Source organism: Oryzisolibacter sp. LB2S, from assembly GCF_040732315.1.
In the GTDB taxonomy this organism is placed as follows: domain Bacteria; phylum Pseudomonadota; class Gammaproteobacteria; order Burkholderiales; family Burkholderiaceae_C; genus Alicycliphilus; species Alicycliphilus soli.
Genome location: NZ_CP160388.1, coordinates 282,029 through 301,034 on the forward strand (window position 1 = coordinate 282,029; position 19,006 = coordinate 301,034).

Annotated in this window: 20 protein-coding genes; 15 read left to right on the top strand and 5 right to left on the bottom strand. The window is 65.7% G+C overall.

The window, feature by feature from the left end; translation table 11 throughout:
- The 9 genes from ABUE11_RS01300 to ABUE11_RS01340 all read left to right on the top strand — a co-directional run bounded on the left by ABUE11_RS01300 (position 1) and on the right by ABUE11_RS01340 (position 8,033).
- Complete coding sequence (locus tag ABUE11_RS01300; protein WP_367067198.1) at positions 1 to 444, top strand: heme-binding protein; 444 nt, start codon at positions 1 to 3, stop codon at positions 442 to 444.
- Positions 445 to 482: 38 nt separating this feature from the next.
- Complete coding sequence (locus ABUE11_RS01305; RefSeq protein WP_367067199.1) at positions 483 to 1,376, top strand: transporter; 894 nt, start codon at positions 483 to 485, stop codon at positions 1,374 to 1,376.
- Positions 1,377 to 1,625: 249 nt separating this feature from the next.
- Positions 1,626 to 3,086: a 2-hydroxymuconic semialdehyde dehydrogenase gene (locus ABUE11_RS01310; RefSeq protein WP_367067200.1), complete on the top strand. Its 1,461-nt coding sequence runs from the start codon at positions 1,626 to 1,628 to the stop codon at positions 3,084 to 3,086.
- Between the two features lie 61 nt (positions 3,087 to 3,147).
- Positions 3,148 to 3,930 carry a 2-oxopent-4-enoate hydratase gene (dmpE, locus tag ABUE11_RS01315; RefSeq protein ID WP_367067201.1) on the top strand — a complete coding sequence of 261 codons (783 nt, stop codon included), beginning with the start codon at positions 3,148 to 3,150 and terminating at the stop codon, positions 3,928 to 3,930.
- Positions 3,931 to 4,057: 127 nt separating this feature from the next.
- A complete protein-coding gene (locus ABUE11_RS01320; protein ID WP_367067202.1) occupies positions 4,058 to 4,966 on the top strand; it encodes an acetaldehyde dehydrogenase (acetylating) in 909 nt (302 codons plus the stop codon).
- Positions 4,967 to 4,981: 15 nt separating this feature from the next.
- Positions 4,982 to 6,007 (top strand): 4-hydroxy-2-oxovalerate aldolase, encoded by a 1,026-nt coding sequence (gene dmpG / locus ABUE11_RS01325; RefSeq protein ID WP_367065168.1) that lies wholly within the window; start codon positions 4,982 to 4,984, stop codon positions 6,005 to 6,007.
- A 13-nt stretch (positions 6,008 to 6,020) separates the two neighbouring features.
- On the top strand, positions 6,021 to 6,809 hold the full coding sequence (gene dmpH / locus ABUE11_RS01330) for a 2-oxo-3-hexenedioate decarboxylase (RefSeq protein ID WP_367067204.1): 789 nt from the start codon (positions 6,021 to 6,023) through the stop codon (positions 6,807 to 6,809).
- A 21-nt stretch (positions 6,810 to 6,830) separates the two neighbouring features.
- Positions 6,831 to 7,814 (top strand): tripartite tricarboxylate transporter substrate binding protein, encoded by a 984-nt coding sequence (locus ABUE11_RS01335; protein WP_367067205.1) that lies wholly within the window; start codon positions 6,831 to 6,833, stop codon positions 7,812 to 7,814.
- Between the two features lie 27 nt (positions 7,815 to 7,841).
- Positions 7,842 to 8,033 carry a 2-hydroxymuconate tautomerase gene (locus tag ABUE11_RS01340; RefSeq protein ID WP_367067206.1) on the top strand — a complete coding sequence of 64 codons (192 nt, stop codon included), beginning with the start codon at positions 7,842 to 7,844 and terminating at the stop codon, positions 8,031 to 8,033.
- Between the two features lie 73 nt (positions 8,034 to 8,106).
- Here ABUE11_RS01340 and ABUE11_RS01345 read toward each other — a convergent pair whose 3' ends face one another.
- The gene (locus tag ABUE11_RS01345) at positions 8,107 to 8,745 is read right to left on the bottom strand and encodes an MBL fold metallo-hydrolase (protein ID WP_367067207.1); all 639 of its coding nucleotides are present in this window, start codon (positions 8,743 to 8,745) and stop codon (positions 8,107 to 8,109) included.
- A gap of 244 nt (positions 8,746 to 8,989) precedes the next feature.
- Between ABUE11_RS01345 and ABUE11_RS01350 the strand changes: the two genes are divergently transcribed.
- The 3 genes from ABUE11_RS01350 to ABUE11_RS01360 all read left to right on the top strand — a co-directional run bounded on the left by ABUE11_RS01350 (position 8,990) and on the right by ABUE11_RS01360 (position 12,047).
- Complete coding sequence (locus ABUE11_RS01350) at positions 8,990 to 10,114, top strand: GNAT family N-acetyltransferase (protein ID WP_367067208.1); 1,125 nt, start codon at positions 8,990 to 8,992, stop codon at positions 10,112 to 10,114.
- 42 nt (positions 10,115 to 10,156) lie between these two features.
- On the top strand, positions 10,157 to 10,813 hold the full coding sequence (locus ABUE11_RS01355) for a GNAT family N-acetyltransferase (protein WP_367067209.1): 657 nt from the start codon (positions 10,157 to 10,159) through the stop codon (positions 10,811 to 10,813).
- Between the two features lie 400 nt (positions 10,814 to 11,213).
- A complete protein-coding gene (locus tag ABUE11_RS01360; RefSeq protein WP_367067210.1) occupies positions 11,214 to 12,047 on the top strand; it encodes a hypothetical protein in 834 nt (277 codons plus the stop codon).
- 69 nt (positions 12,048 to 12,116) lie between these two features.
- Here the strand turns inward: ABUE11_RS01360 and ABUE11_RS01365 are convergent, their stop codons facing one another.
- Both ABUE11_RS01365 and ABUE11_RS01370 read right to left on the bottom strand, forming a co-directional pair.
- Positions 12,117 to 13,187, bottom strand: coding sequence for a GNAT family N-acetyltransferase (locus tag ABUE11_RS01365; RefSeq protein ID WP_367067211.1), 1,071 nt, complete (start codon positions 13,185 to 13,187; stop codon positions 12,117 to 12,119).
- A gap of 41 nt (positions 13,188 to 13,228) precedes the next feature.
- The gene (locus ABUE11_RS01370; RefSeq protein WP_367067213.1) at positions 13,229 to 13,897 is read right to left on the bottom strand and encodes a GntR family transcriptional regulator; all 669 of its coding nucleotides are present in this window, start codon (positions 13,895 to 13,897) and stop codon (positions 13,229 to 13,231) included.
- Between the two features lie 126 nt (positions 13,898 to 14,023).
- Between ABUE11_RS01370 and ABUE11_RS01375 the strand changes: the two genes are divergently transcribed.
- On the top strand, positions 14,024 to 15,220 hold the full coding sequence (locus tag ABUE11_RS01375) for an acyl-CoA dehydrogenase family protein (protein WP_367067214.1): 1,197 nt from the start codon (positions 14,024 to 14,026) through the stop codon (positions 15,218 to 15,220).
- Between the two features lie 33 nt (positions 15,221 to 15,253).
- On the opposite strand, the gene ABUE11_RS01380 is transcribed toward ABUE11_RS01375, so the two are convergent.
- Positions 15,254 to 16,054 carry an exodeoxyribonuclease III gene (locus ABUE11_RS01380; RefSeq protein WP_367067215.1) on the bottom strand — a complete coding sequence of 267 codons (801 nt, stop codon included), beginning with the start codon at positions 16,052 to 16,054 and terminating at the stop codon, positions 15,254 to 15,256.
- A gap of 10 nt (positions 16,055 to 16,064) precedes the next feature.
- On the opposite strand from ABUE11_RS01380, the gene pyrE reads away from it, so the two are divergent.
- The gene (gene pyrE / locus ABUE11_RS01385; protein WP_367067216.1) at positions 16,065 to 16,763 is read left to right on the top strand and encodes an orotate phosphoribosyltransferase; all 699 of its coding nucleotides are present in this window, start codon (positions 16,065 to 16,067) and stop codon (positions 16,761 to 16,763) included.
- 84 nt (positions 16,764 to 16,847) lie between these two features.
- A complete protein-coding gene (locus ABUE11_RS01390) occupies positions 16,848 to 17,504 on the top strand; it encodes a DUF4124 domain-containing protein (protein WP_367068717.1) in 657 nt (218 codons plus the stop codon).
- Between the two features lie 55 nt (positions 17,505 to 17,559).
- On the opposite strand, the gene gatB is transcribed toward ABUE11_RS01390, so the two are convergent.
- A complete protein-coding gene (gatB, locus tag ABUE11_RS01395; protein ID WP_367067217.1) occupies positions 17,560 to 19,005 on the bottom strand; it encodes an Asp-tRNA(Asn)/Glu-tRNA(Gln) amidotransferase subunit GatB in 1,446 nt (481 codons plus the stop codon).
- Position 19,006: the final 1 nt, after the last annotated feature.

Here is a 19,006-nt window from a genome sequence, read left to right on the forward strand (position 1 = left end):
ATGTCGCAACACAGGGCACAACACAGCGTCGAACAACGCGCCATCACCGCCGAAGCGGCGCTCGCCGCCGTGGCGGCGGCCGTGGCCCGAGCCGGTGAGCTGGGCATACGCGTCAATGTTGCCGTGACCGACGCCTCGGGCGTGCTCGCGGCCTTTCTGCGCATGCCCGGGGCCTTTCTGCACTCGGTGGACATCGCCATCGACAAGGCCTACACCGCGGCCGGCTTTGGCTTTGCCACCTCGCAGTGGGCCGGCATCCTGCAGGGCGACGAGGCGCTGCGCTTAGGCATGCCCCAGCGCCCGCGCAACGTCGTCTTCGGCGGCGGCCTGCCGCTGCGCGAGGGCGGGGTGCTGATTGGCGGCATCGGCGTCTCGGGCGGCAGCGCCGAGCAGGACGAGCTTTGCGCCCGCGCGGCCATTGACGCGCTGGGCCTGGACAGTTGAGCCGTTCACAAATCACAAATTGCATAGAGAGACAAACCATGAAGAAAACCTCCATCGCCGCTGCGGCGCTCGCCCTGTGCGGGCTGTGGGCCGCAGGCGGCGCCCAGGCCGAGGGCCACTACGTCGCCGGCGTCGAAGGCCTGCAGGCGGCCAGCGTGCCGCCACCGGGCATGTACTACCTGGGCTATCTGGTGAACTACCAGATCGACGACTTCCGCGCCCCTGGCACCAGCAGCAACCTGCCCGGCCACAACCGCGGCACCGTCACGGCCCTGGCCAACCGCTTCGTCTGGATGACCGGGCACAAGCTGCTGGGGGCCGACTATGGCGTGGAGGCCATCGTGCCCGTGCTGCGCACCTCGCTGACCATCAACGCCGCCGGCATTTCCGACTCGCGCAGCGGCGTGGGCGACATCTACCTCGGCCCCCTGGTGCTCGGCTGGCACGGCCCGCAGTGGGACGCCGTGGCGGCCGCCGGCCTGTGGCTGGACAACGCCAGCACCAGCTCCCCAGCCTCGCCCGGCAAGGGCTTCAAGAGCACCATGCTCACGGGCGGGCTGACGTACTACTTCGACGGCGCCAAGACCATCTCCGGCGCGGCCCTGGCGCGCTATGAGTTCAACGGCAGAAACGACGCGGGCCGTCGCCCCGGCGACCAGCTGACCGTGGAGTGGAGCCTGGGCAAGTCCTTCGGCGCCGTCTCGGCCGGCCTCGTCGGCTACAGCCAGTGGCAGACCACGAACGACAGCGGCGCGGGCGCCAGCACCCACAAGTCCGCGCGCCACGCCGTGGGCGCCGAGCTGGTCTACCCCGTGCCGGGCGCGGGCCTGTTCCTCAAGGGCGCGCTGTACAAGGAGGTGAGCGCCAAGGCCGGCACCGGCCCCGAGTCCAAGGGCTCGCTGCTGCGCTTCTCGCTCGTCAAGGCGTTTTAAGGCAACGCTGAACAAGTCCCTCGCGTGCCGCGCATCCCTGCTGTGGGCTGTCTGCTGCGTTGCAAATCCTCGCCATAGCGCTGGCTATGGCTGCGGTTTGCGCCTTGCATCCCATCCCACATCAGGGCGCGCGCCGTCGCGGTGACTTATTCAGCGTCGCCTTAAGCCGACTGCAAGTCGTCTTCAAGTCGCCTTCAAGTCGTCCGCAGGCCGCACAGGTGTTCAACATTTCCACAGCAAAGCAATGACATGAAAGAGTTTCTCAACTTCATCAACGGCGAATATGTTCGCAACACCAGCGGCAAGACGTTCGACAACATCAACCCCGTCAACGGCCAGGTCATCGGCCGCATACACGAGGCCGGCCAGGCCGAGGTCGATGCGGCCGTGACTGCGGCGCGCGCCGCGCTCAAGGGCGACTGGGGCCGGCTGTCGGTGGTCCAGCGCTGCAAGCTGCTGGACGCCGTGGCGCTCGAGATCAACCGGCGCTTCGACGACTTCCTGCAGGCCGAGATTGCCGACACCGGCAAGCCCCACCACCTGGCCTCGCACGTGGACATTCCGCGCGGCGCGGCCAATTTCCAGATCTTCATCGACACCATCAAGAGCACGGCCACCGAGTCGTTCAACATGCGCACGCCCGACGGCAAGACGGCGCTTTCCTACGGCGTGCGCGTGCCGCGCGGCGTGATTGCCGTGGTCTGCCCCTGGAACCTGCCGCTCTTGCTCATGACGTGGAAGGTCGGCCCGGCGCTGGCCTGCGGCAACACCGTGGTCGTCAAGCCCAGCGAGGAAACCCCGGCCACGGCCACGCTGCTAGGCGAAGTCATGAACGCAGTCGGCATGCCCCGGGGGGTGTACAACGTCGTGCATGGCTTTGGCCCGGGCTCGGCGGGTGAATTCCTCACCAGGCACCCTGGTGTGAACGGCGTGACCTTCACCGGCGAAACGCGCACCGGCAGCGCCATCATGAAGGCCGCCGCCGACGGCGTGCGCCCCGTGTCGCTGGAGATGGGCGGCAAGAACGCCGCCGTGGTGTTTGCCGACTGCGACTTCCAGGTGACGATAGACACGCTCACGCGCTCGTGCTTCGAGAACGCCGGCCAAGTCTGCCTGGGCACCGAGCGCGTCTACGTCGAGCGCCCGATCTTCGAGAAGGTGGTCGCTGCCTTGAAGGAGCGTGCAGAGGCCATGAAGCCCGGCGACCCGTTCGACAAGGACACCAAGATCGGCCCGCTGATCAGCAAGAAGCACCAGGCCAAGGTGCTGGGCCTGTACAAGACCGCCAAGGACGAGGGCGCGCAGATTGTCACCGGCGGCGGCATCCCCGACATGCCCGAGCAGCTTCAGGACGGCTCCTGGATCCAGCCCACCATCTGGACCGGCCTGCCCGAGACCGCCACCGTGGTGACGGAAGAAATCTTCGGCCCCTGCTGCCACATCAGCCCGTTCGACAGCGAGGAGGAGGTGCTCTCCAAGGTCAACGCCAACCGCTACGGCCTGGCCACGGCCGTCTTCACGCAGGACATCGGCCGCGCCAACCGCCTGGCGCATCAGATCGAGGTCGGCCTGTGCTGGATCAACGCCTGGTTCCTGCGCGACCTGCGTACGCCGTTCGGCGGCTCCAAGCAATCCGGCATAGGCCGCGAGGGCGGCGTGCACTCGCTGGAGTTCTACACCGAGCTGCGCAATGTGATGGTGAAGTTTTAGGCCTAATCGGCCTCAAGCGCTTGCGGGGCAAGCGCGGTCAGCTATTGAAAGCATAGTAAACATGGAACACACGCAAATCGACCAACTGGGCGCCGAGCTCTACGAGGCGCTGACGCAGCGACGCATGCTCGAGCCCCTGACCAACCGCCACCCCGGCATCACCATAGAGGACGCCTACGCCATCCAGCAGCGCATGCTCGCGCGCCGCCTGGCCGCCGGCGAAAAGGTCGTGGGCAAGAAGATCGGCGTCACCAGCCAGGCCGTGATGGACATGCTCGGCGTGTTCCAGCCCGACTTCGGCTGGCTCACCGATGGCATGGTCTACAACGAGGGCCAGGCCATCCCCGCGGACACACTGATCCAGCCCAAGGCCGAGGGCGAGATCGCCTTCGTGCTGAAGAAAACCCTCAAGGGCCCGGGCGTCACCGCCGCCGACGTGCTCGCCGCCACCGAGGGCGTGATGGCCTGCTTCGAGATCGTCGATTCGCGCATCCGCGACTGGAAGATCAAGATCCAGGACACCGTGGCCGACAACGCCAGCTGCGGCGTGTTCGTGCTCGGCGACCGCCTGGTGGACCCGCGCGACGTGGACCTTGGCACCTGCGGCATGGTGCTGGAGAAGAACGGCGACATCGTCGCCACCGGCGCGGGCGCCGCCGCCCTGGGTCACCCGGCCAATGCCGTGGCCTGGCTGGCCAACACGCTGGGCGCGCTGGGCATTGCGCTGGAGGCCGGCGAGGTCGTGCTCTCGGGCTCGCTCGGAATCATGGTGCCGGTCAAGGCCGGCGACAACCTGCGCGTGACCATCGGCGGCATCGGCGGCTGCTCGGTGCGTTTTGTATGAATTTGCTCCCTCGCCCCCTTGGGGGAGAGGGCAGGGGTGAGGGGGCACCCGGCTGTGACCAACACCCTCACCCCAACCCTCTCCCGCCAGCGGGAGAGGGAGGTGAACAGATCATGAAGGAGTTTGCATGAGCAAGAAGATCAAATGCGCCCTGATAGGCCCGGGCAACATCGGCACCGACCTCTTGGCCAAGCTGCAGAGAAGCCCCGTGCTCGAGCCCGTATGGATGGTGGGCATAGACCCCGAGTCGGATGGCTTGAAGCGCGCGCGCGAGATGGGCATCAAGACCACGCATGAAGGCGTGGACGGCCTCGTGCCCCACATGAAGGCGGACGGCGTGCAAATCGTCTTCGACGCCACCAGCGCCTACGTGCACGCCGAGAACTCGCGCAAGGTCAACGAACAGGGCGCGATGATGATCGACCTCACGCCCGCGGCCATCGGCCCCTACTGCGTGCCGCCGGTGAACCTGCCCGAACATGTGGGCCGGCGCGAGATGAACGTCAACATGGTCACCTGCGGCGGCCAGGCCACGATCCCTATGGTGGCGGCCGTCTCGCGCGTGCAGGCCGTCTCCTACGCCGAAATCGTCGCCACGGTATCGAGCCGCTCGGCCGGCCCCGGCACCAGGAAGAACATCGACGAATTCACCCGCACCACGGCCGGCGCCATCGAGCGCGTGGGCGGCGCCAAAAAGGGCAAGGCCATCATCATCATCAACCCGGCCGAGCCCCCGCTCATCATGCGCGACACCGTGCACTGCCTGGTCGAGGGCGAGCCCGACCAGGCCGCCATCACCGAGAGCATTCACGCCATGCTGCGTGAGGTGCAGAAATACGTGCCCGGCTACAAACTCGTCAACGGCCCGGTGTTCGACGGCCAGCGCGTCAGCGTGTACCTGGAGGTCGAAGGCCTGGGCGACTACCTGCCCAAGTACGCCGGCAACCTGGACATCATGACGGCCGCCGCCGCCCGCACCGCCGAGATGTTTGCCGAGGAAATCCTCGCCGGCAAGCTCACCCTGCAAGCCGCCTGAGCAAGGACACACACCATGACAAAGACAATCACCCTGCACGACATGACGCTGCGCGACGGCATGCACCCCAAGCGCCACCTCATGACGCTCGAGCAAATGAAGTCCGTGGCCCAGGGCCTCGACCAAGCGGGCATGCCGCTGATCGAGGTCACCCACGGCGACGGCCTGGGCGGCAGCTCGGTCAACTACGGCTTTCCGGCCCACAGCGACGAGGAATACCTGGGCGCCGTGATTCCGCTGATGAAGCAGGCCAAGGTCTCGGCCCTGCTGCTGCCGGGCATAGGCACCGTGGATCACCTCAAGATGGCCCACGAGCTCGGCGTCGCCACCATCCGCGTGGCCACGCACTGCACCGAGGCGGACGTCTCCGAGCAGCACATCACCATGGCCCGCAAGCTGAACATGGACACCGTCGGCTTCCTCATGATGGCGCACATGAACAACGCCGAGGGCCTGGTGAAACAGGCCAAGCTGATGGAAGGCTACGGCGCCAACTGCATCTACGTCACCGACTCGGCCGGCTACCTGCTGCCCGACCAGGTCAAGGAGCGCATCGCCGCCGTGCGTGCAGCGCTCAAGCCCGAGACGGAGCTGGGCTTTCATGGCCACCACAACCTGGCCATGGGCGTGGCCAACAGCGTGGCGGCGATTGAGGCCGGCGCCAACCGCATCGACGCCGCGGCCGCGGGCCTGGGCGCGGGCGCGGGCAACACGCCCATGGAGGTGCTGGTGGCCGTGCTCGACCGCATGGGCATTCAAACCGGCGTGGATGTCTGGAAGATCCAGGACGTGGCCGAGGACCTGGTGGTGCCGCTGATGGACTTCCCGATTCGCATCGACCGCGACGCGCTCACCCTGGGCTACGCCGGGGTGTACGGCAGCTTCCTGCTGTTTGCCAAGCGCGCCGAGAAGAAGTACGGCGTGCCCGCGCGCGAGCTGCTGCTGGAGCTGGGCCGGCGCGGCATGGTCGGCGGCCAGGAGGACATGATCGAAGACACGGCCATCACCATGGCGCGTGCGCGTGGGCTGAACGTGGCTTGAATCGGAGAACAACATGGCACTGAACCCTTCCACCATCGCCCAGCTCGCCGAGCATCTGGAGTCCTGCCAGCTCGAGGCGCGGGACACGCCCAAGATCACCGACGACCATCCCGACATGGACTGGGATGACGCCTACGCCATCCAGGACGCCATCCTGCAGCGCAAGCTCGCGCGCGGCGCGCGCATCGTGGGCCTGAAGGCTGGCCTGACCTCACACGCCAAGATGCAGCAGATGGGCGTGACCGACCCGGTGTTCGGCTTTCTCGTCGACGAGTTCGTCGTGCCCGAGGGCGCGACCATCCAGACCAGCGAGCTCATCCACCCCAAGGTCGAGCCCGAGATCGCCTTCGTGCTCAAGACCGCGCTCAAGGGCCCGGGCTGCCACATCGGCGCCGTGCTGGCCGCCACCGACTATGTGCTGCCCGGCATCGAGGTCATCGACAGCCGCTACCGCGACTTCAAGTTCGACCTCAAGAGCGTGGTGGCCGACAACACCTCGGCCGCGCGTTTCGTCGTCGGTGGCCGCGCGCTGCGCCCGCAGGACGTGGACCTGCGCACCGTGGGCCTGGTGCTCGAGAAGAGCGGCCAGCCCGTGGCCCTGGGCGCGGGCGCTGCCGTGCTCGGCCACCCGGCCGCGGCCATTGCCGCGCTGGCCAACCACCTGGGCCGCAGGGGCCAGGAGATTCCGGCCGGCACGCTGATCCTCTCGGGCGGCGCCACCGAGGCCGTGTCCGTGGCAGCGGGCGACAACGTCTGCCTGCGCGTGCAGGGCATGGGCAGCGTGGGCCTGCGCTTTGCGTGATCAACGGCAGAGGAGACAGGCATGCAGCGACGTGATTTCATGGCCGCCGGCGTGCTGGCCGCGCTCGGCGCCGGCCTGCCTGGCGCAGCCAGGGCACAGGCCGCCTACCCGACCCGGCCGGTGCGCCTGGTCGTGCCCTTCCCGCCAGGCGGGCCCACCGACATCATGGGCCGCACGGCAGCCAAGGCCATGGGCGACCGGCTGGGCCAGCAGTTTGTGGTCGAGAACAAGGCCGGCGCGGGCGGCAACATCGGCACCGACGCCGTGGCCAAGGCCGCGCCCGACGGCTACACCATAGGCCTGTCGGCCATCAGCAGCCTGGCGATTGCGCCGCACCTCTACGCCAGCCTGCCGTTCAACGTCGAGAAGGATCTGGTGCCGATCTCGCTCGTCGGTACCACGCCCTGCGCGCTGGTCGTGCACCCCAGTGCGCCGTTTACCGACCTCCAGGGCATGGTGGCCTACGCCAAGGCCAATCCCGGCAAACTCAGCTACGCGACATCGGGCGTGGGCACCAGCAACCATCTGGCGGCCGAGCTGCTGCAATCCGTGGCCGGCATACAGCTGACCAGCGTGCCCTACAAGGGCTCGAGCCAGATCGTGCCCGATCTGCTCTCGGGCACGGTGATGATGAGCATGGAAAGCTCGCTCGCCACCACCCTGCAGCATGTGCGCGCCGGCAGGCTCAAGGCGATTGCCGTGACCTCGCCGCAGCGCGCCAAGGCCCTGCCCGACGTGCCCACCGTGGCCGAAGCGGGTTACCCCGGCTTTGCGGTAGAGACCTGGTTTGGACTGATCGCGCCGGCCGGCACGCCGCCCGCCATCGTCAACAGGCTGCACGACGCCTGGGCAGCAGGCGCCAACCTGCCCGAGGCGCAGATCGCCTTCGACAACATCTCGGCCAACCTGCGCGTGACCACGCCGCAGCAGTTTGCCGACTTCATGGCCGCCGAGAGCCACCGCTGGGGCGAGCTGATCCGCAGGCTGGGCCTCAAGGCCGGCTGAACCTTTTGACTACCACCGCGAGACACCATGCCATTTGCACAGATCTACATGCTCGAAGGCCGCACCGAGGAGCAGAAAAAGGCCGTCATCGAAAAGGTCACCCAGGCCCTCGTCGAGGCCGTGGGCGCGCCGCAGGCCAATGTGCGCGTCTGGATCCACGACGTGCCCAAGGAAAACTGGGGCATCGCCGGGGTCAGCGCCAAGGACTTGGGGCGCTGACCATTCATTGGTCAAAATGCCTCCTGTCCCTTGCTGGGAAAGCGCGATAAGCTATCAAAAATAAAGCGTGGCCTCAGGTGCCGCCCACATAGGGATTGCTGCGCCGCTCGCGCCCGAAGGTGCTCTCGGGGCCGTGGCCGGGAATGAATACCGTCTGGTCGCCCATGGGCCACAGGCGGCCGGTGATGCTGTCGATGAGCTGCTGGTGGTTGCCCTGCGGAAAGTCCGTGCGGCCTATGCTGCCCGCGAACAGCACGTCACCCACGAAGCAGCGGTCGATCTGCGGCGCGTGGAACACCACATGGCCGGGAGTGTGGCCCGGGCAGTGGCGCACGTTCAGGGCCTCGCGGCCAATCGTGACCTGATCGCCGTCATGCAGCCAGCGCGTGGGCGCAAACGCCAGCGCGGGCGGAAAGCCGAACATCGCGCTTTGCTGCGGCAGGCCGTCGATCCAGAACTGGTCGCCCTCGTGCGGGCCGATGACGGGCAGCTTCAGGCGCTCGGCCAGCTCGCCCGTGCCGCCCGCATGGTCGATGTGCGCGTGCGTGAGCCAGATCGCCTTGAGCGAGAGGCCCAGGCGCTGCACCTCGGCGAGCAGCCGATCCAGGTCTCCGCCCGGGTCGATGACGGCGGCCTCCATGGTCTGGTCGCACCAGACGAGGGAGCAATTCTGCTGGAAGGCGGTGACGGGGATGGTGAGGTAGTGGAGCATGGGGAGGGATTGTCTCAGGCCCGCGCCGGCCGCCGTCAGCCGTGCAGTTTGGACAGAATGGCAGCGCGCGAGGCAATTCAGATTGCGGATTCCCATCGGTACACTGGTAGGATCGTCGCGCAAAAGGTGCATCGGTCGGTCGAAGCTGGCGTGCTGGTTTACCCCCGCCATGACAATATGAAACGTTCCATCGGAACGGCGCTGCAACGGCTGCGTTCCGACCGCAAAAGGAATGGGAGTGGGTTTGAAACCGTCGATGGAAAGCACATGGGTCTGCGACATTGTCACTGACGATGTCCTGGCCCAGGAAAAGGACACCCCTCTTCACGGCCATGCGAGCGGTGATCAGGCATTCTGCACACCCCACGCCCTGCGGGCCTGGGCCCAGGCCTTTCTGCCGGGACGCGGCTGGAGTGGGCCCTTGCGCTATGTACGCCTGCGGCGCAACGGCCAGTCGCAGGCCCTGATCCCATTCGCACGGCAGCAGATCGCCTGCTTCCGCATCGACTCCCTGGCCGGGTACTACTGGCCGTTTCGCAGCCTTCGTCTGGCGGCGCAGCCCGTAGGGGCCATGGACGTGGCTGGCGCCCTAGGGCATGCGCTGGCCCGTAGACCGCCGGGGGCGGTGCTGCGCTTCGGGCCGATTTCCAGCCGGGACGACGCCATGCACGCCGTGCTGCGCCAGCTGGTGGCCGCGGGTTGGCGCTATCGGGCCAAGGCGACCGGCGCGGTGTTCGAGCTCGATCTGTCCGCAGGACTTGATGCCCTCAAGCAAAAGTGCAGCGATTCCCTGCTCAAGCATATCGAATACTCGCGCAGGCGCCTGACCCGGACGATGGGCGAGGTGCGCTGCGAGCGCCACGAGCTGAGCGGCGATGATCAGGCGCTGCTAGACATCCTGGCGGGCATCGAGTCACGCTCCTGGCTGGCCAGGAAGGGCGGCGATCTCAAGTTCATGGGTTCGGCAAATCAGTGTTTCTGGACTCAGATGGGTCGGGAGCCCGACCCTCATGCCCGCTCCGTGTGCTGGGTGCTGTACTGCGGTGAGCAGCCGGTAGCGTTCTCGGCCCATGTGGAAACCGACACGGCGCTGTACGTTCTGGCCAACTCCTATGACGAACAATGGAAGAGTCACAGCCCCGGCTCCGTCCTGACCTACGAGGTGTTGCGCGATGCAATCGCCCGTCGCAAGCGCCTGTTCGACTGGGGGCAGGGGGACTCTGGCTACAAGCAACGCTGGGGCGCACAGGATGCGTCCCTGCTATACGATGTCATAGCGTTCCGGCCCGGTCTGTTCGGCGGGCTGCTGGCCTGGGTTGCTGGCAAGGCCCTGCGCGGCTGGGATGCTCGTCTGGACATGTCGCGTTGAGCGGCTTGCGCCGGGACGATTTCCTTGATCATCCTTGAACGCATGAATCAGAAGCTGTCATTTCTTCTCGGACCGGGGGGGGGCACGGCCGCCTTGTTCTTTGGCTTCAAGTCCTTGACCGGAGCCGAGGTTTTCCGCTTCGCCGCCAAGACCCTGGTGCCGGGCGTCGTGCCTGCCTTGCCACCCGACTGGCGCTACGTGGAGTTGCGCACCCCGGCCGACGTGGCAGCACTTGAGCCGGGCGTGCGGGCGCAGTTGGGGGCTCAGTCGGGGGCCGGGCCGGAGCAGCTGGTGCGACGCGGTGCCAGCTTGCATGCCCTGCTGTGCGGCGACGCCGTGGTGGCTCAGCTCAACATAGAGACGAGTCCGGCCTGTGAAGTGGATGACCCCAAGCTCACTCTGCATCTGGCCGAGGGCGACAGCTTCCTCGGCTTCCTGCACACTTGGCCGGAGTTTCGCCGCCGCGGCGCGGCGCAGCTGCTGATTGCGGCCACCGAGCAAGTCCTGCGTGAGCGAGGGCTGAAGCGCCTCGTGACCCATGTGCGCGCCACCAATGTGCCGTCGATGGCTGCATTCAAGAACCTGGGCTACCGTTTCAATGCCCTGGTGTTCAGCAAGACCTCGGGAATGTTGCTTGGTGCATTGGGTATGCGACGCTTGGGTTTGCAGGCTTTGCCAGTACGCCAAGGCGGGCGTTGATCTCATTGTCCCGCTCAACGGTGCGGAGGGCGTTCACTCTGTATCCGCGGTTACTTTGTCGATTGGATGGCTGCACCTGAGAATAGGCGTGCGCAGTCTTGTTGCCAAAGGACGGATTTTTACCGCGCCGCCGCGCGGCGCTGGTCGAGCTTCATCGGGCTAAGATGCTCCATCCTGAAAAATCAACAAGCCGGTGGCGACAGGCCCAATGGCATGCAGATCTCTCCCACCATTGCGATGCGTCCAGGACTGGTCAAAGATGACAACTTGCTATATCACCGTTGATGTTGAGTATGACTTCGGATTTGCTCGTCGTTTTGGGGCGACTACACACGAAATAGATTTCATCCGATCCATCAATTGCGTAACTCCACATGGGGCAGCCGGGGTTGAATACCAGATGGATGTGCTGGATCACCATGGATTGAAGGCGGTGTTCTTCGTCGATCCTATGCCCGAACTCATCTGGGGTGTTGCCGCCATAGAAGATGTCGTCCGTCCAATTGTGGCGCGAGGTCATGATGTGCAACTGCATCTCCATACTGAGTGGTTGTCGCTTGCTGGATCCAGGAACCCCTTGGGCGAGCGCGTCGGAAACAATATGAGGGACTTCACCGTCGACGAACAATGTGCGTTGCTCGACTATGCAAAGAATGTCCTGGTCTCCGCAGGCGCACCCGAGCCTGTCGCATTCCGTGCGGGAAGCTATGGAGCAAATGACGATACCTTGCGATCGCTCTCAATGCTGGGCATGCGCTATGACTCGAGTCATTGCCCGGGCATTGCGTCATCGCTGTGCGATATTGGCCTGTCATCGGACATTCAAGCGCCTGTCGAGCATTGCGGTGTGATCGAGGTGCCGATCGGTTGTATTTCCGACGGTGTCAATCGCTTGCGGCACGCTCAAGTAACCGCTCTGTCATCTGCGGAAATGCTATCCGCATTGCGTCATGCACGAGACAAGGGTATGGATTGCTTTACCATGGTTTCGCACAGCTTCGAGTTGATGAGCAGGGACCGGTCGCGAATAAACAAGATAGTGAGACGCCGTTTTGAAAAAATATGCGCAGGCTTGGCGCAGATGAGCGGCGTGGAAACCGGGGGGTATATTTCGCATCCGCCACGCGTCGCGTCGCGCCGGGAAAGTATTGCCGTTCCGCCTGCCAGTTCGCTTCGCAAGGGCTTGCGTATTGTTGAGCAAGGTGTTGCGAATCTGTTTTATGGCTATCGATGAGTTGTCTGGCCTGCAGAACATGGGGTGCCTGCGCAACCCCGCTGTTCAGCTGGACTCCGGTGTGCCGGGTTATTCCGTTCGCAGTTTTTGTGCGCTCTTGCGCATCCACTGGCGGATTTTTTTCTTCAGGCCTATTCGATCCAGCATGCTGCCCACTGCCGTTGAAAAGCACTCGGTCTTCCAGAGTAGCCACAATTTCCATCGATTTTCCAGGGTGGGGTGCAGCAGATAGCTGTCGGCGAACTCCAGTTTGCCTGTGGCAAAGGCTTCTTTGTAGAATGCGCTGCCAGGGCCAAAATCGAGCATGCGGTATTTCTCAAGAGAAAACAGGTCTTGAAGAATCAAATATAGCAATACGGTTCCCGGTGACGATTCCGCATACTCGGGTAGATAGCCTATGACCTGATAGGTCATGGCATCTCCCTTGGCTGTACACCAGGCAAATGCGATGGGTTTTTCCTGTGTGCGCAGCAGATAGCCCCTGGCCTCGCCCTTTGAGGCTTTTTCGCGCATCGCGCGCAAGAATTCTGGCGAATCGGGCAACCCCGCTTTCAGCATCAATGTCTGATAGGTCTGGCTGGAAATGGACACCGCGTCTCGGTGGAATTCTTCCATGGACTCGGGTTCGGTGTAGATCCTGAAAGCCTCCGGATTTTTTTCCAGGAATTTCTTGACGGAGCGTTTGAGATTCTGCCGGCTTTTGGGAGATCTGAGCTTCAGATACTCATCGAAGCTGCCACGAAGGCTCACAAAATAGAGATACTCCCGGCGCGGGCTGTAGCATAGCCATGGCCCCTGGCGTGATACCCCTCGTGGAAAGCGCGTGACGAAGGTGCGCCTGAGCTGGTAACCCGCCACATTCGGAGGCACATTGGACGGCGGCAGCCTATCCAGAGCGGGCCACTCAGGCAGTTCTTCAGAGCCCTCGAACACCACAGGTATGAAGGTCGGGCGCCACTCGCCGAGTACCAACTCGCCCAGCAGGAACTTGAAACGCACACGCAGCGGCGATCCCTCGCCGGAAACAGCTGAACTGCCTGAAATATCGCCTATCAAACCTACCTCCTTTTGCTCGCTGGGGCGAAGCTTAAGCCACTGCTCGGTGTCTCGGACCGCCGCGCGTATCCAGTTGTAGGTCATGGTGGGCACGCCCGTGCTACCGCGGTGACGCAGCGCGGCCGTCAGCCGTGCAGTCTGGACAGGATGGCCGTGCGCACATGGCGCACATGGTCCATGCCCGCGCGGTCGGCAGCCTCCTCGTCTCCGGCCAGGACGGCCTGGCACATGGCCTGGTAGTCGCGCATGCGCACCTGCTGCAGCGTGGCGGGGCGATGCTGGGCATAGACGATGGGCATGTGAATCGAGGGCAGCAGGCGGCGCAGCTCGCGGCTGCCGCTGGTGGCCAGCAGCGCGCGATACATGCCGCGGCGCGCGCTGGCGAAGGCGTCGGCATCCGCGGCGGCGTCGGCCGCGTGCAGGCGCGCCAGGGCCGCATCGATCGGTGCGCGCGGCGCGCCCGTGGCCACGGCGCGCGCGGCGCTGCGTGCGAGCAGGCCGGTCATGCGCTCGGCCACGTCCAGCACGTCCAGCGTCTCCTGCGCCGACAGCGTGCGTATGGCAGCCCCCTTGTTGCGAAACAGCTCCACCAGCCCCTGAGCGGCGAGCCGCTGCAGCGCCTCGCGCACCGAGGCGCGGCTGACGCCGAACTGTGCGGCCAGATCCACCTCCACCAGACGCTGACCCGGCACGAGGCGCTGCTCGGCCAACCCCTGCACGATGCCGTGAAACACCGTGTCGGCGGCGGACTCGGGGTGCTCGGCTGCGGGTTCGGGGGGCGGCGTGGAAGGCATGGGCGGCAGATCGGTACGGGACGGTGAACGTTAGCACAGCGCCAGGGTGCTTGCTTTCAATATTGTCCGACAATATTATCTGCAATGTGCCGGGCGTTCCGGCCGACCGAATTCACGAGGTGCTGCATGGACTTTTCCCTTTCGCCCGAACTGTGCGCGCTGCGCGACAAGGTGCGGCAATTCATCGCCGAGCAGGTGATTCCGCTGGAGGGCGACGCGCGCCAGTCGCTCCACGGCCCCGGCGAGGCACTGCGCGACGAGCTGGTGGCGCGCGCCAGGGAGGCCGGCCTGCTCACGCCGCACGCCTCGCGCGCCATGGGCGGACTGGGTCTGTCGCATGTCGAGAAGGCGGTGGTGTTCGAGGAGGCGGGCTACTCCTGGCTGGGCCCGACGGCGCTCAACATCCACGCGCCCGACGAGGGCAATATTCACCTCATGGAGGAGGTGGCCACACCCGCGCAGAAGGAGCGCTGGCTGCGCGGCCAGGTGGCGGGCCAGTGGCGCTCCTGCTTTGCCATGACCGAGCCCGCGCCCGGCGCGGGGGCCGACCCCTCGATGCTGCAGACCACGGCCGTGCGCGACGGTGACGACTACGTGATCAACGGCCACAAGTGGTTCATCACCGGCGCCGAGGGCGCGCGCTACGCCATCATCATGGCGCGCATGGAGGACGGCTCGGCCACCATGTTCCTCGCCGACATGGACAGCCCCGGCATCCGGCTCGAGCGCAACATGGACGCCATGGACGCCTGCTTCACCGGCGGCCACGGCGTGCTGCGCTTCGATAACCTGCGCGTGCCAGCAAGCGACGTGCTCGGTGAGGTCGGCAAGGGCTTTCGCTACGCCCAGGTGCGCCTGGCGCCCGCGCGCCTGACGCACTGCATGCGCTGGCTCGGCCAGGCGCGCCGCGCGCACGACCAGGCGCTGGCCTACGCGCGCCGCCGCCAGGCCTTTGGCCGGCCACTGGCCGAGCACGAGGGCGTGGGCTTCATGCTGGCCGACAACGACATGGACCTGCACACCGCGCGCCTGCACATCTGGCACACGGCCTGGTTGCTGGACCGGGGCGAAAAGGGCAACTTCGAGTCGAGCCGCGCCAAGGTCGTGTGCTCCGAGGCCCAGTGGCGCGTGGTGGACCGCTGCGTGCAGATCCTGGGCGGCCAGGGCGTGACGGGCGAGACCCCGGTGATGCGCATCTTCACCGACATGCGCGCGTTTCGCATCTACGACGGCCCGAGCGAGGTGCACCGCTGGAGCATGGCCAGAAAGCTCGTGCACATGGCCGAGCGGGCCGAGGCCGAGCTGCTGCGCGAAGGGGGCTGAGCGCTGGGCGCTGCGACGGCGCCTCCCAGGCTCTCAAAGTTCCAGCGCGTAATCGATCGTCAGCGGCGCATGGTCGCTGAACTTCACATCCTTGTAGATCGCCGCCTTGCGCGCCGCCTCGGCCAGGGTCGGGGAGGCCAGGTGATAGTCCAGCCGCCACCCCACGTTGTTCGCATAGGCCTGGCCGCGGTTGCTCCACCATGTGTAGCAGGCGTCCGTCGTGTCGGGCTGCAGGCGGCGGTACACGTCGATCAGGCCGCCGTCGGCATCATCGCCCAGCAGCTTCGTCATCCAGGCGCGCTCCTCGGGCAGGAAGCCGCTGTTCTTCTGGTTGCTGCGCCAGTTCTTCAGGTCGATCTGCTGGTGCGCGATGTTGATGTCGCCGCAGAGGATGAATTCGCGCTCGGCCTTGAGCCGCATGAGGTGGGGGTGGAACTCGTCGAGGAAGCGGTACTTGGCAAGCTGCCGTTCCTCGCCCGAGGAGCCGCTAGGGAAATAGGCGCTGATGATGGACAGCCGGCGCCCCGGGCGGTCAAAGCGCAGTTCCACGTAGCGGCCCTCGGCGTCGAACTCCGCCGAGCCATAGCCGGTGATGACGTCGCTCGGTTCGTGGCGCGTGTAGATGCCCACACCGGAATAGCCCTTTTTCTCGGCATAGTGAAAATGCCCCTTCAGGCCCGCCAGCTCCTCGAAGCGGCCCGCCATGTCCGGGCCTTGGGCCTTGAGTTCCTGCACGCAAATACAATCCGGGCGGCTTTGCTCCATCCACGCCTGAACGCCCTTGGTCGTGGCCGAGCGGATACCGTTGAGGTTGAGACTGGTTAATTTGAACAAGGATGCATCCATGGTGAAAGACAGCGCACAAGACCCCGGGCGGGATGCACTGGCGCAGGACTTTGTGCGTTTCGCGGTCGAATCCGGCGTGCTGCGCTTTGGTGAGTTCAAGACCAAGGCGGGGCGCATGAGCCCGTATTTCTTCAACGCCGGGCTGTTTGACGACGGCGCCAAGATGGGCCGGCTCGCGCAATTCTATGCACAGGCGCTGCTGGCCAGCGGCATGGAGTTCGACATGGTGTTCGGCCCGGCCTACAAGGGCATACCGCTCGCCGCCACGGTGGCGGTGGAGCTCGCGCGGCTGGGCAAGAACGTGCCCTTTGCCTACAACCGCAAGGAGGCCAAGGACCATGGCGAGGGCGGCACGCTCGTGGGCGCGCCGCTTGCGGGCCGGGTGCTCATCGTCGACGATGTGATGAGCGCGGGCACGGCCGCGCGCGAGTCGATTGCGCTCATCCGCGCCGCGGGTGCCACACCGCATGCCATCGCGATTGCGCTCGATCGCCAGGAAATGGCCACCGAGGACGGCAAGGATGTCGCGCACAGCGCGGTGCAATATGTGCAGCGCACCCTTGGCATGCAGGTTTGTGCCATCGCCAAACTCGCCGACCTGCTGCAATATCTGGCTGCCGATGGGGGCGACGCGCAGATGCATGCCCACCACGAGCGCGTGCTGGCCTATCGCCAGCGCTATGGCGTGGAAGACTGACGGCGCCGACAACGGGGCGCAACGGGAGGGGACTTGACGGTGGGAGCAAGACAGATCTGGGGGCGGGTGGCCTGTGCGGCCGGCCTGCTGGCCGTTGGCCTGCCTGAGACCTGGGCGCAGCCGGCCAAGTCGCCGCAGGAGGTCTATACCTGCATCGACCGCCAAGGCAGGCGCATCACCTCGGACCGGCCGATTGCCGAATGCACGGACCGCGAGCAGCGCGTGCTGGACCACACGGGCACGGAACGCCGTCGCCTCGGCCCCACGCTCACCGAACACGAGCGCGCGGCGCAGGAGGTGCAGCGCCGCAGGGAGGCCGAGGAGCGCGCGCGCATCGCCGAGGAGCGTCGGCGCGAACGCGTGCTCATGGCGCGCTATCCCGACGAGGCCACGCACCAGGCCGAGCGCGATGCGGCGATCGACCAGGTCGAAGAGGTCATCGTGGTCGCGCACAAGCGCATACAGGCGCTGAAGGCCGAGCGCAGGCGTCTGGACCAGGAGCTTGAGTTCTACCGGGGCGATACGAACAAGGCGCCCGTGAAGCTGCAGCGCCAGTTCGCGGACAACGACCGCGACATCGCCGAGCAGCAGCGCTTTCTGACCATGCAGGATCTGGAGAAGCGCCGCATCCACCAACGCTTCGATGCCGAACTGGCCCAGCTGCGTCAGCTCTGGGCGGCGCAGCGCGCCTCGTCCCAGCAATGGGGCCCAAGCCCCATCGCGGCGCCGCCGCAAAAGTAAAGGCCCCGCAGGGCCCTCACTTATTGATAGCTGCCAGCGCTTTGCTGTAGCGGGTTTAGGCCAGTTTTGCCTTCAAAAGCTCGTTGACCTGCTGGGGGTTGGCCTTGCCCTTGGAGGCCTTCATGACCTGGCCGACCAGGGCGTTGAAGGCCTTGTCCTTGCCGGCCTTGTACTGCTCGACATTGGCCGGGTTGGCGGCAATCACCTCGTCGATGATCTTCTCGAGCGCGCCCGTGTCGTTCATCTGCTTGAGGCCCTTGGCCGTGATGATCGCGTCCACGTCCTGGCCCTCGCCGGTCCACAGCGCCTCGAACACCTGGCGTGCGGCGTTGTTGGAGATGGTGCCGTCCTGGATGCGGCCGATCAGCGCCGCGAGCTGCGCGCTTGTGACCTTGACGGCCTCCATGCCGATCTCCTCGGCGTTCAGGCGCCGCGAGATCTCGCCCATGACCCAGTTGCTCGCCAACTTGGGTTGGCTGCAGCCCTTGGCCGCATCCTCGAAGTAGGCCGCCATGGCCTGGCTCTGCGTGAGCGTGGTGGCGTCGTACTCGGGCAGGCCGTATTGCTCAACAAAGCGTGCGGCCATGGCCTGCGGCAGCTCGGGCATCTCGGCCTTGACGCGCTCTATCCACTCGGGCGCGACGACCAGCGGCGGCAGATCCGGGTCGGGGAAGTAGCGGTAGTCGGCCGCGTCCTCCTTGGTACGCATGGCGCGCGTCTCGCCCGTGTCGGGGTCGAACAGTACCGTGGCCTGCTGGATGGCGTAGCCGTCCTCGAGCTGCTCGATCTGCCAGCGGATCTCGTAGTCGATCGCCTGCTGCATGTAGCGGAAGCTGTTGAGGTTCTTGATCTCGCGGCGCGTGCCCAGCGGCTGGCCGGGTTTGCGCACCGAGACGTTGGCGTCGCAGCGAAAGCTCCCTTCCTGCATGTTGCCGTCGCAGATGCCTATCCAGGTGACGATCTGGTGCAGCGCCTTGGCGTAGGCCACGGCTTCCTCGGTCGAGCGCATGTCGGGCTCGGTCACGATCTCCAGGAGCGGCGTGCCGGCGCGGTTCAGGTCGATGCCGCTCATGCCGTGGAATTCCTCATGCAGGCTTTTGCCCGCATCCTCCTCGAGGTGGGCGCGCACCAGGCGTACGGTCTTCTTCTCCTCGCCCAGGAAGAAGCTCACCTCGCCGCCCTGCACCACGGGGATCTCGAACTGGCTGATCTGGTAGCCCTTGGGCAGGTCCGGATAGAAGTAGTTCTTGCGCGCAAAAACGCTCGCCGGCGCAATGTGGGAGCCGAGTGCCAATCCTAATTTGATAGCGCAGGCGACGGCCGCGCGGTTCATCACCGGCAGCGTGCCGGGCAGGGCCAGGTCCACGGCGCAGGCCTGGGTGTTGGGCTCGGCGCCAAAGGCGGTGCTGGCGCGGCTGAAGATCTTGGACTGGGTGGCCAGCTGGGCGTGGGTCTCGAAGCCGATGACGACCTCGTAGCCATGGATGAGTTTCGCGGTCATG